This is a genomic window from Aeromonas sp. S19(2024) (assembly GCF_041402625.1).
In the GTDB taxonomy this organism is placed as follows: domain Bacteria; phylum Pseudomonadota; class Gammaproteobacteria; order Enterobacterales; family Aeromonadaceae; genus Aeromonas; species Aeromonas caviae.
Genome location: NZ_JBGLQU010000001.1, coordinates 727,657 through 739,459, shown reverse-complemented (window position 1 = coordinate 739,459; position 11,803 = coordinate 727,657). Strand labels below are relative to the sequence as shown.

General features: G+C 62.4%; 11 protein-coding genes and 1 pseudogene. 4 read left to right on the top strand and 8 right to left on the bottom strand.

What is annotated here, in order from left to right:
• Positions 1-96: 96 nt before the first annotated feature.
• From ACB037_RS03560 to ACB037_RS03550, 3 genes and pseudogenes are all read left to right on the top strand, one after another.
• On the top strand, positions 97-645 hold the full coding sequence (locus ACB037_RS03560; protein ID WP_128312983.1) for an NAD(P)H nitroreductase: 549 nt from the start codon (positions 97-99) through the stop codon (positions 643-645).
• Positions 646-1,165: 520 nt separating this feature from the next.
• Positions 1,166-1,870 (top strand): annotated as a pseudogene (locus ACB037_RS03555) (methyl-accepting chemotaxis protein); the annotation flags it as partial.
• A gap of 24 nt (positions 1,871-1,894) precedes the next feature.
• On the top strand, positions 1,895-2,263 hold the full coding sequence (locus tag ACB037_RS03550; RefSeq protein ID WP_231563281.1) for a CZB domain-containing protein: 369 nt from the start codon (positions 1,895-1,897) through the stop codon (positions 2,261-2,263).
• A gap of 20 nt (positions 2,264-2,283) precedes the next feature.
• Here ACB037_RS03550 and ACB037_RS03545 read toward each other — a convergent pair whose 3' ends face one another.
• The 3 genes from ACB037_RS03545 to ACB037_RS03535 all read right to left on the bottom strand — a co-directional run bounded on the left by ACB037_RS03545 (position 2,284) and on the right by ACB037_RS03535 (position 5,521).
• Entirely contained in the window at positions 2,284-2,832 is a 549-nt protein-coding gene (locus ACB037_RS03545) for a sugar O-acetyltransferase (protein WP_128297015.1), read from the bottom strand.
• A 262-nt stretch (positions 2,833-3,094) separates the two neighbouring features.
• Entirely contained in the window at positions 3,095-3,973 is an 879-nt protein-coding gene (gene prmA, locus ACB037_RS03540) for a 50S ribosomal protein L11 methyltransferase (protein ID WP_010675412.1), read from the bottom strand.
• A 531-nt stretch (positions 3,974-4,504) separates the two neighbouring features.
• A complete protein-coding gene (locus ACB037_RS03535) occupies positions 4,505-5,521 on the bottom strand; it encodes a zinc-binding alcohol dehydrogenase family protein (protein WP_371174881.1) in 1,017 nt (338 codons plus the stop codon).
• A 100-nt stretch (positions 5,522-5,621) separates the two neighbouring features.
• On the opposite strand from ACB037_RS03535, the gene ACB037_RS03530 reads away from it, so the two are divergent.
• The gene (locus ACB037_RS03530; RefSeq protein WP_042014452.1) at positions 5,622-6,494 is read left to right on the top strand and encodes a LysR family transcriptional regulator; all 873 of its coding nucleotides are present in this window, start codon (positions 5,622-5,624) and stop codon (positions 6,492-6,494) included.
• Here the strand turns inward: ACB037_RS03530 and ACB037_RS03525 are convergent, their stop codons facing one another.
• The 5 genes from ACB037_RS03525 to accB form a co-directional block, all read right to left on the bottom strand.
• A complete protein-coding gene (locus ACB037_RS03525) occupies positions 6,495-7,919 on the bottom strand; it encodes a PTS transporter subunit EIIC (protein WP_371174879.1) in 1,425 nt (474 codons plus the stop codon). It lies immediately after the preceding gene.
• An 87-nt stretch (positions 7,920-8,006) separates the two neighbouring features.
• Positions 8,007-9,464: a sodium/pantothenate symporter gene (gene panF, locus ACB037_RS03520; protein WP_043153258.1), complete on the bottom strand. Its 1,458-nt coding sequence runs from the start codon at positions 9,462-9,464 to the stop codon at positions 8,007-8,009.
• On the bottom strand, positions 9,454-9,702 hold the full coding sequence (locus ACB037_RS03515) for a YhdT family protein (protein ID WP_039040309.1): 249 nt from the start codon (positions 9,700-9,702) through the stop codon (positions 9,454-9,456). The genes panF and ACB037_RS03515 overlap by 11 nt, the downstream gene beginning before the upstream one ends.
• Before the next feature lie 269 nt (positions 9,703-9,971).
• On the bottom strand, positions 9,972-11,312 hold the full coding sequence (gene accC, locus ACB037_RS03510; protein WP_010675406.1) for an acetyl-CoA carboxylase biotin carboxylase subunit: 1,341 nt from the start codon (positions 11,310-11,312) through the stop codon (positions 9,972-9,974).
• 15 nt (positions 11,313-11,327) lie between these two features.
• Positions 11,328-11,789 carry an acetyl-CoA carboxylase biotin carboxyl carrier protein gene (gene accB / locus ACB037_RS03505; RefSeq protein WP_010675405.1) on the bottom strand — a complete coding sequence of 154 codons (462 nt, stop codon included), beginning with the start codon at positions 11,787-11,789 and terminating at the stop codon, positions 11,328-11,330.
• Positions 11,790-11,803 lie beyond the last annotated feature (14 nt).

The window sequence follows — 11,803 nt, the reverse complement described above, 5'->3', positions numbered from 1 at the left end:
GCCATGTATTGCGACAAACCCCTGATGCTCAGGGGTTTTCTTCATCTGGTGCTGTGCTAAGGTAGCGCCATCATCGCCTTTGACAAGGAACTGCCCATGGATGCCCTCCACCTGTTACTGAATCGTCACTCCTGTGGTCGTCTGGCCGAGCCCGCCCCGAGCGGCGAGGTACTCGACAATATCCTCAAGGCCGGGCTGCGGGCGCCGGATCACGGCACCCTGACCCCCTGGCAGTTCATCCTGTTCGAAGGGGAGGGTCGCGAACGGCTCGGCACCTTGCTGGCACAGGCCGCTCGCAGCCGCGGCGAGGATGAAGAGAGCATCAAGAAGTGTCAGGAGGCCCCGCTGCGCGCACCGCTGCTGATCGCGGTGGCGACCCGTTATCAGGCGCACCCCAAGGTACCGAAACTGGAGCAGGAGCTCTCTGCCGGTTGCGCCCTGATGGCGATGCAGATGGCGGCCCAGGCCCAGGGCTTCAACGGCATCTGGCGTTCCGGCTGGTTCATCTTCGACGAGCAGATCCATGGTGCACTGGGGCTGGCACCGGAGGATCAACTGGTGGGCTTCCTCTACCTTGGCACCCCCATGCTGGAGGCCCGCAAGCTGCGCGAGTTGCCCATCCAGGACTTCGTGCGCAGCTTCTGAAGCGCAGAACGCCAAAAGCCCTGATTATTCAGGGCTTTTTTGTTTTCTGACAAAGCCGTCAGGCTGTACTGATAAATGCGCACTTGCCAAGAGGGTAGAAGGGGGTTGGCCGGACATTTTTTGAATTGTGAGAGATTCTTCTCACTCCTGGTTTATTACGCTATGTAAAACGTTTGCGCCACGTTATTATCCCACTGCCAGTTTAGAAGGTGACCCCTTCTAATTTTCTGCGATGAGAGTCGCAATTCCGTAGCACCTTTTTAGAGCCCAACGTCTTGATGACATTGGGCTTCATTTTTTGCGGGATCGGCACGTCAGCGTTCTTTCTCCTCTGCCTCTTCTCTACCTCACCCGGCCTCTTTGTGGCGATCTTTTGCACAGCCATTGATGTGGCCTCGATTGGAATCAGGATCAGGGTCAAATATCCTGCATTTGCAGGTGAAATCCGGCCCGGGATCCGCCAGCATCGGCAGAGACAAGAGAGCCAGAGGCTTCCCTTCGACGTCGACTGCCCGCACCTATGCCATCCGGAGGCGATATGTGGTTCAACCGCAAGCTTGAAAAAGAGAATCAACAGCTCAGGGAGGCGATGCTTCTCAAAGAGCAGCAGCACCAGAGCGAGCTGGCCGAATTGCGTGCCACCATCGGTGAATACGAGCACATGCAGCGCACCAGCCGGGAGCGTGGCGATCTCTTCAATCAGGTGATCTCCTGCCAGAATCAGGGAGGTGAGATGCTGCAGAGCGTGCGGGAAGCGCTGGCCGGCAGTGCCGAACACCTGATGGCGGAAAAGGGAGCGCTCAGCGAGCTGGATCAGCTCTTTGCCCAGACCCGTGGCGCCATCACCCGTCTCTCCGATCGCGCCCATGCCATCACGGATGAGGCGGCTCGCAGCCTCGCAGCCGTCCATCAGCTCGATGCCAGCACATCCGCCATCAACCAGTTCGTGACCGCCATCCAGGGTATTTCGGATCAGACCAACCTGCTGGCACTCAATGCGGCCATCGAGGCGGCCAGGGCCGGTGAAGCTGGTCGAGGATTCGCCGTGGTCGCCGATGAGGTGCGTCAGCTGGCGAGCAAGGCTCATGAAGCCAGCAGCCAGATCGAGGTGCTGGTCAGGCAGATAGTGGCCCAGGCGCAGGAGATCAAGTCCATCATCGATGACAACCAGGCCAGTGCCGCCGAGGTGGCGACCTCCTCCTCCCAGATCGATGTGGTGGTGACCCAGGTGCTGGCACAATCAGGCCGGATGCAGCAGGTGATCCACAGTGCGGCCTCCACCTCCTTCCTCAATACCACCAAGCTGGATCACGCCGTCTGGAAGAACACCATCTATCGGCTCATCGATCAGCAGCATTTTCACGAGCCGGTCAGCGACCACGCTCAGTGCAGGCTGGGTAAATGGTATTTCGAGGGGCAGGGCGCCGAGCTCTTCGCCCACAAGCCGGGCTTTCGTGAACTGGACGGGCCCCACAAGCGGGTCCACGAGAGCGGCAAGGCCGCCCTGCACGCGCGCGAGCAGGGGGATATCAAAAGCATGGTCGAGCAGCTCAAGACCATGGAAAACGCCAGCATGCAGGTGGTGCACTGCATCGACCGCTTGCTGGAAAGCGCCTGAGCGAGCCTCGGGCCTTCCGCTCAACCTTTGACTGGCAGCAGCCGTGCCGGGTTGCCTGCCACCCTGGCACCGGCCGGTACATCTCTGGTCACGACCGAGCCCGCGCCCACGACGGCTTCCCGCCCTATGGTGACGCCGGGCAGCAGGATGGCGCCGCCGCCAATCCAGACCCTGTCTTCAATGGTGACCGGCAGCGCCGTCTCAACCCCCTGAATGCGCTCATCGGCGTCCAGCGCATGGGCGGCGGTGTAGATCTGCACGTTCGGCCCAATCATTACCTCGGCGCCGATGCGAATGGGGGCATTGTCCAGCAGGGTGGCCCCCATGTTGATGTAGCTGCCCTTGCCAAGGTGGATGTGGCGGCCATAGGTGCAGTAGAAGGGCGGGCAGATGAAGGCACCCTGTGCCAGCTCGCCGACGATCTGCAGCAGCAGTGCCAGCTGTTCATCCTCCTCGTCGCTGCGATTGAAGCGGCGGTACAGGCGGGCCGTCTCCCGGCGCAACAGCTCCAGCTCTGGCGCCATGCAGTTGTAAGGCTGGCTGGCGATCATCTTCTCGTATTCGGTCATGACTGGGCCTCGATGGGGTGGAGGAAGAGAGGATAAGCCATCGGAGAGCGGAGAAGCGTGAGGCTCTCCCCAGAGTGGGCAGAAGGAGAACGGCGTCCGGAAACGACAAGGGCACCCTGCTGGGGTGCCCTTGTCGTTCAGCGACCTAAGTGTTGCCGCTGTGGCCTGTTGCTTGTCAGCCGAGTGTGCGGCCGATGGGTTGGCAACTGCCGTGGCTTGTTTTGCGGCCGATGGGTTGGTTGCCACAGTAGCTTGTTGCTTATCAGCCGAGTTTGCGGCCGGAGAGGCGGCACCACTCTTCCTTCACCGCAGTCGGGTCCATCTCGAACCACTGGCCGTAGATGGTCTCCAGCTCCGGCGCCTGGCTTTCCAGCACGCCGGAGAGGGCCATCAGGCTGCCCGCCTTGCCGTGGCCGGCGATAAGCGGCGCCAGCTCCCGCAGCGGGCCGGCCAGGATGTTGGCGACCACCACGTCTGCTTCGACGTCTTGCGGCTGATCCGCCGGCAGGTAGAGTTCGATCTGGTCGGCTACGCCATTTCGCTCGGCGTTGTCACGGCTGGCCTGGATGGCCTGAGGATCGATGTCGATGCCGATGACCCGGGCTGCCCCCAGTTTCAGGGCGGCGATGCCGAGGATGCCGGAGCCGCAACCAAAGTCCACCACGGTTTTGCCGGCCAGATCCAGCCCGTCCAGCCACTGCAGGCAGAGCGCCGTGGTGGGGTGGGTACCGGTGCCGAAGGCCAGGCCCGGGTCCAGCATGACGTTGACCGCATCGGGGTTCGGCACGTCGCGCCAGCTCGGGCAGATCCAGAGCCGCTCGCCGAACTGCATGGGGTGGAAGTGATCCATCCATTCGCGCACCCAGTCCTTGTCTTCCAGCTGCTCGACCTTGTAGCCCACGTCTTCACCGAAGATCTGCTGGAAGAAGGCGATGGTGGGAGCCGGATCGGTTTCGGCGTCGAACAGTCCCATTACTTCGGTCTCGCCCCAGAGCGGGGTTTCACCGGGCATGGGCTCATAGACGGGCACATCCTTGGCATCCATAAAGGTCACCGCCTGGGCCCCACGCCCCAGCAGCATGTTGCTCACCTTGTCTGCGGTCTTGGCAGTGGCGTTGATTCGAATTTGTATCCAGGGCATGGCGTCGGCTCTTCATAAATGTGAAACCGCGGGATTCTATCATCATGGGCCCGTGCTGTCGTGGTTTGACCATGACCTCATGGAGAAGGGAGGCCACCCTGCCAAGTTGGCACGGTTAATGTATTCCTTCATGGGTGACGGGAAGCAACTTGTTCCCGCTGAATGCTTTGCTCTATGAAGTTCCGTCATCTTTTTTCAGCCACCTTCGGGTGGCTTTTTTTATGCCGGTGCGCTGAAAAACGGTTAATTGGGAGGAAAAAGCAGAGATTGGCACGCTATCTGCAAAGTTACAGATGTCCTGCATAAGGATATGTGTGTGATTGTTACCCCAACGTTCAGGTTTTTAGGGCCATCCCGACGGGATGGCCTCTTTTTTATGGTTTTTTCGGGGGAGATGCCCCGTCAGGGACAAAGGTCACCTGCGGGGCTGTGCACTCTTGGGGCTTGTCACTGGTGATTTCACCCCATGATGGTGCATTTATTTACCTACAAGGGAATAGTCAGGACGACGATACCCGCTCTGGCGGCGCCTCAGCGATGGAAACCGCTCATGTCGATCACCAGCTTGCCCACCATGCGACCCGCTTCCAGCTCGGCATGAGCCCGGGCCAGGGTGAGGGGCGTCAGTTCGGGCACCACCTTGCTGAGGGTGGTCTTGAGCACCCCTTCATCGATCAGGGCCGCGACCCGGCCGAGCAGGTTGTGCTGTTCTAGCATGTCCGGGGTCTGGAACAGGGAGCGGGTAAACATGAACTCCTGGCTGAAGGTGACGCTCTTGGGTTTGAGCAGACCCAGATCCCAGGGTTCACTGGACTCGGCGATGGTGCAGATGTGACCAAACGGACGGATGAGGCTGGCCATGGTGTTCCAGTGCTGCTCGGTGGCGTTGGTGCAGAAGATGGCATCCACCTCGCTGATGCCGAGTGCCTTGAGCTCCGCCTGCAGATGGTGATGGCTCACCACCTGGTGGGCCCCCATGTCCAGGCACCATTCCCGGGTTTCGGGGCGCGATGCGGTGGCGATCACCTCCATGCCGGTGAGCTGGCGGGCGAGCTGGATGGCGATGGAACCGACCCCGCCGGCGCCCCCGATGATCAGCAGTCGCCCGGTGCTTTCGCGGGTAAGGCTCATGCGCTCGAACAGGGTTTCCCAGGCGGTGATGGCGGTGAGCGGCAGGGCGGCGGCTTCCAGATCGGTCAGGGTGACTGGGGCGATGGCGGCAATGCGCTCGTCCACCAGTTGCAGGGAGCTGTTGCTGCCCGGGCGGCTGATGTCGCCGGCATACCAGACCCTGTCACCGGCCTTGAACAGGGTGACGTCGCTACCGACGGCGATCACCTCGCCCACGGCGTCCCAGCCCAGCACGCGAGGGTTGCTTTCGACCTTGTCCTTGGGGGCACGTACCTTGGTGTCGACCGGATTGATGGAGGTGGCGTTGACCCGTACCAGCAGATCCCGCGGGCCCGGTGTCGGATCGGGCAGATCGCTCTCGATGAAGCAGTGGGGGTGGTTGCTTGGCAGATAGTGAGTCAGGGCGATGGCTTTCATGGCTTTTCCTTTCAAATAGCAGTGTTCGGGATTGCCACTCACTCTAGTCTGGATGATTATCAAGATTAAGATGGGTAATTGGTAAAGACTGTTTGAATATATGAACAATGTCGAACTGGAGTTGATGGGGCTGTTCGCCACCGTGGTGGAGCAGGGGAGCTTCACCGGGGCGGCCGAGGTGCTCGGCATGCCCAAGTCCTCGGTGAGCCAGAAGATCTCGCGCCTCGAATCCCGGCTCGGGGTGAGGTTGCTGCAACGCACCACCCGCAGGCTCAGCCTGACGCCCCAAGGGGAGGTCTATGTGGCCCATTGTCAGGAGCTGCTGGCACTGGCGCGCAGCGCCAATCTGGCGATGGCGCGGTTGCGCGCGGCTCCTGGAGGGCGGGTGCGGATCACTGCTCCCGAAGCCACGGGGACCTTGCTGCTTGGCCGGATACTGGCCGAATTTCGCGCCCTCTATCCCGAGGTGGTGCTGGAGCTGACCCTTTGCGATGAACAGCTGGATCTGGTGGGGGAAGGTTACGATCTGGCGCTGCGGGCAGCGCCGCTGAAAGATTCCAGCCTCATCTGTCGGCGCATCGGCCAGGTGGCGCGCCATCTGGTGGCATCTCCCGGTTACCTGGCGGCCAACGGGACGCCGCTCCAACTCTCGGAGCTGGCCGGACACGCCTGCCTGGTACATGGCTCCTTGCCGGTGTGGCCATTGCAGGAGGGGGGCTGGCGCCCTCGCGGGGCCTGCCAGAGCAACAGCCTGTTGGCGCTGCGGGAGCTGGCACTCCATGACGGGGGGATTGCCCTGCTGCCGGCCCATGTCTGCGGCGACGATCTGGCGGCGGGGCGACTGCTCAAGGTGCTGCCGGATCTCCTGGTTCCGGTGAACCCCTTCTATCTCATCTACCCGAGCCGGGAACACCTGGCCCCCGCCCTTCGCAGCCTGATGGACTTCGTGGCCGAGCGTCTTCCCTTTGCCTGATCACTGGTGCTGGCTAAGGAGAGCCTGAGCCGGTTCGAGACCGAGCGGGACCGACTGGCGTTCCGCCAGCATGCGGATCTGCCCTTCGATGAGGCCGGCATGGGGGCCGAGCACCAGCACCAGCTGATGTTCGTTGAGCACGACCCAGGAGAGGCAGCCCAGTCTGGCCAGGCAGGATTGATCCACCAGGGCCATGTCGCGAACCCGCAGGCTGAGGCGGGTCAGGCAGACGCTCATGGCCTGCAGGTTGTCCATGCCCCCCAGCATCTTGAGGTACTGGATAGCCAGCATCTGGGGATCGGTGGGGGCCACGGTCGCGAGCCGGGAGAGATCCTCGGCGATGGGCTTGCCCGGCAGACTGAGGGGGGCGTGTTCCAGCAGCCGGGAGAAGAGCAGGGCATAGACGACGAAGAAGAGGATGCCCAGGGGGATGAGCCAGAAGCTGTGCAGACCGGCGTGGTAGCTCAGCACCAGATCCAGCAATCCGGCAGAAAAGTAGCTGCCCACCTGGATGTCGAGCCCGCTGCAGATGGCCAGCGACAGCCCGGTCAGCAGGGCATGGGCGAGAAACAGCCAGGGAGCAGTGAAGGCAAACAGGAACTCGATGGGCTCCGTGATGCCCACCAGTGCCGAGGTGAGCGCCAGGGTGAGCAGCAACCCTCCCTGGGGCAGTTGCTGCATCCGCTGGCGATGGATCCAGATGGCAAAACAGGCACCGGGCAGGCCGAACATGATGACCGGATAGAGCCCGGCCACATAGCCTTCATGTAGTGGCTGGGCGGTCGAGAGGGCTTGCAGGTTGCTCTCCCCGAGCCCGATGAGGCTGCCCAGCACCTGGTGCAGGCCGAAGGGGATCAGCAGCCGGTTCAGCACGCCATAGCAGAAGGCGCCAAAGGGCGTGGTGAGCAGATCGGAGGCGAGCAGGGTGAGCCCCTGTTCCAGCAGCGGCCAGAGGATGGAGAGGGGAAGCACCAGCAGCAGGCAGGCCAGCGCCGAGAGCAACATGCCCGGCAGATCTTCCTGCAGGGGGCGCAACCAGCCCGGCAGCCGCAGAGTGCGGGCCCGGGAGCAGACCATGGCGGTGACGAGCCCGGCCAGCAGGCCGCAGATCATGTCCGCATGCAGCCCGGGCACCAGGGTGCCCAGCGCCGAGCTCAGCAGCAGGAAGTTGACCGCACCGGCGAGCGCCTGGGCTCCTTGCCCTTGGCGACTCAACCCGAAGGCAATGGCCACCGCATAGATGAGCGGCATCTGGCTGAAGAGGGCGCGACCGGCGAGGGAGAGCACGGCGAGATCCAGCACGTCCGGTTGGCCGAGCCGGTGGAGCAGGGCGGCCAGGGGCAGGATGGAGACGGGCAGCAACAGGGCATAGCCGAGGCGCTGCAGGGACTGGGTCAGGATCTTTCTGGCGTTCTGGACTGGCATGGGGGCACGGTATTTGTGACGTGGCGCACATTTTACCCGTGAGCCCCCATTTGGGAATAGGCGAGCCTTCCTTTATTGATCCTTTTCTTAATTTTGATCAAACAATCGACGGACACGCTGATCCGGGGCAGGAGTGAGCAGGCTGACCAGGACAAAGGCCGCCAGGCCAAGGGCCAGGCTCGGGACGATGGCGTGCAGACCGGCCAGCTTGATCCCCCACTGGCTCAAGGTGCCGTAGCAGAGGATGCCGCAGACCATGCTGGCCAGGGCTCCCGGGCCGTTGGCCCTGGACCAGTAGAGGCCGAGCACCAGGGGCCAGAGGAAGACCGCCTGCAGGCCGCCGAAGGCGAGCAGGTTGAGCCAGATGATCATCTCGGGGGGCTGGAGCGCCGCCAGCAGCACCAGGGTACCCAGGATCAGGGTGCAGAGCAGGGAGAGGCGCGGCACCCGGACCTCCAGCTTTTCCTGCCTGGGGTTGAGGTAATTGAGGTAGAGATCTTTCACCAGGGTGGCGGAGGCCTGGATCAGCTGGGAGTCGATGGTGGACATGATGGCCGCCATGGGGGCGGCCAGGAAGACCCCGGCCAGCCAGGGGGGGAGCACCTCCATCATCAGGGAGGGCATGATCTTGTCCGGGCTGTCCATGCCGGGCAGGATGGCGCGGCCCAGCGCCCCGGCCAGGTGCATGCCGAACATCAGCAGGGCGCAGACGATGGTGCCGATGAGGATGCCCCGGTGCAGCGCCTTGCTGTCCCGGTAGCCAAAGCAGCGCAGCGCCGAGTGGGGCAAGCCCACCACCCCGATGCAGACCAGCACCCAGAAGCTCAGCATGAAGGGCTGGGTCAGCATGTCGCCGGCCCCCTGGGGGCTCACCAGCTTGGGATCTATCTCCTTGAGCTGGTGGACAAGATTCGGCAACCCGTCACCGGCGATGAGGATGCCCGCCAGCAGGGCGCCAGTGCCGATGAGCATGACGATGCCCTGCAGGGCATCCGTCATCACCACGGCGCGAAAGCCGCCGATCACCGTGTAGAGCAGCACGCAACTGGCAAACAGGAAGAGCCCCTGCTGATAGCTGAGGCCGGTCGCCGTTTCCAGCAGACGGGCGCCGCCGATGAACTGCACCACCATGGTGGCGATGAAGGCGAGGATGATGGTGACCGAGCCCAGCACGACCACCGCCCTGCTCTGGTAGCGGGCCCACAGCATGTCGTTGATGGTCACCGCGTTGACCCGGCGGGCGATGATGGCGAACTTCTTGCCAAGCACCCCCAGGGTGAGCCAGACGGTGGGCAGCTGGATCATCGCCAGTAGCACCCAGCCGAGGCCGACCTTGTAGGCGGCCCCCGGCCCGCCGATGAAGGACGATGCAGAGGTATAAGTGGCCACCAGGGTCATGGCCAGCACCAGCCCCCCCATGCTGCGGTTGCCGATGAAGTACTCCTGCATGAAGTTGCCGCCGGTCCGGTGGCGACTGGCCCAGAAACCGACCCCCAGTACCAGCACAAGATAGATGCAGAGCGGCAGCATCAGCTCAAGATTCATGGGGTGGTACCTCGCTATCCAGGGGAATATCGACGAACAGGCGATCCACCATGAGGGCGCAGAGGCCGATGAACAGCAGCGGCATCAGGATGCAACTGAGCAGGAACCAGAGAGGCAGGTCCCACAGCTCGAGATCCTCGGGGATGAAATAAGCCGAGCCATACCAGGCGACAAAGTAGAGCAGGGTCAGCAGCAGGCAGAAGGCTGCTTCCCGACGGGCGAGTGCGAAACGGTTCACTGTGGCCTCCGACGAGTGAGCGGGGCGCAAGAATAACAAAAAAGGGCCATGTCGCCATGGCCCTTTTTTACGTTGGCGATCCGGGTGGATCGCGCAATATCCCGATGAAAGGGGTCTTTGCAGACCCGACTTCTTGTGCAGGTAGTGGCTGTTCTGTGTTGCCACCGTGCTCAATGGGTCGGGCCTCAAGCCATTACAGACCCGACTTCTTGTGCAGGTGGTGGCTGTTCTGTGCTGCCACCGTGCTCAATGGGTCGGGCCTCAAGCCATTACAGACCTAACTTCTTGTGCAGGTAGTGGATGTTAGTGCCACCGTGCTGGAAGTTTTCGTCCTTCATGATCTCTTTTTGCAGGGCGATGTTGGTCTTGATCCCTTCCACCACCAGCTCGTCGAGGGAGTGACGCATGCGGGCGATGGCCACGTCGCGGTTCTCCCCGTAGCAGATCAGCTTGCCGATCATGGAGTCGTAGTAGGGGGGGACCTTGTAACCCGCATAGATGTGGGATTCCCAGCGCACGCCCAGGCCGCCCGGCGCGTGGAAGCGCTGGATGAGACCGGGAGAGGGCAGGAAGGTGGCCGGATCTTCGGCATTGATCCGGCACTCGATGGCGTGGCCACGGATGCGGATGTCCTGCTGGGTGATCGACAGGGGCTGACCGGCGGCAATGCGCAGCTGCTCCTTGATGAGGTCGACGCCGGTGACCATCTCGGTGACCGGATGCTCCACCTGGATACGGGTGTTCATCTCGATGAAATAGAACTCGCCGTTCTCGTACAGGAACTCGAAGGTACCCGCACCGCGGTAGCCGATCTCGAGACAGGCGCGCACACAGCGCTCACCGATGAACTTGCGCATCTCGTCGGTGATGCCGGGGGCCGGCGCCTCTTCCACGACCTTCTGGTGACGGCGCTGCATGGAGCAGTCCCGCTCACCCAGATAGAGGGCGGTACCCTGACCGTCAGCCAGCACCTGGATCTCGATGTGGCGCGGGTTCTCCAGGTACTTCTCCATGTAGACCATGTCGTTCTTGAAGAACTGACCCGCTTCGGATTTGGTCAGCGCGATGGCGGAGGCCAGTTCGGCCTCGTTGCGCACCACGCGCATGCCGCGACCACCACCGCCACCGGCGGCCTTGATGATCACCGGATACCCGATCCGCTTGGCGATGGCGGCGTTGCGCTTGGCATCGTTGTCCACCGGGCCGTCGGAACCGGGTACGCAGGGCACGCCCGCCTTCTTCATCGCCTCGATGGCGGAGACCTTGTCACCCATCAGGCGAATGGTCTCGGCGCGCGGGCCGATGAAGATGAAGCCGGATTTCTCGACCACTTCGGCGAAGTCGGCATTCTCGGAGAGGAAGCCGTAGCCCGGGTGGATGGCGACGGCACCGGTCACCTCGGCGGCGGCGATGATGGCCGGCACATTGAGGTAGGACTCACCGCTGGCAGGTTTGCCGATGCAGATGGTTTCGTCCGCCAGGAGCACATGCTTGAGCTCCCGATCGGCAGTGGAGTGAACGGCCACTGTCTTGATCCCGAGCTCTTTACAGGCGCGCAGGATCCGCAGGGCAATTTCACCGCGGTTGGCGATGACTACTTTGTCCAACATGGGTGGCATTTTCCCTTATTCGATGATGAACAGCGGCTCGTCAAACTCGACGGCCTGACCATTTTCAACCAGGATCGCTTTGATCACGCCGGCCTTGTCAGACTCGATTTGGTTCATCATTTTCATGGCTTCGACGATGCACAGGGTGTCGCCGACATTGACGTGCTGACCGACTTCCACGAACGGCTTGGCTTCCGGGCTGGAGGAGCGGTAGAAGGAGCCCACCATGGGGGAGCGCATCAGATGACCGCTCGGGGCGGCATCGGCAGCAGGTGCAGCGGCTGCGGCCGGAGCAGCGGCAACCGGTGCGGCAACCTGAGCTGCGGCCTGGGGCATGATCATCTGCGGGGCAACGCTAACCTGGCCGGAGAAATTACGGCTGATGCGAACGGACTCTTCCCCTTCGGAGATTTCCAGCTCGGCGATGCCGGACTCTTCAACCAGTTCAATCAGCTTCTTGATTTTGCGGATATCCATTAGCATTCTCTTTC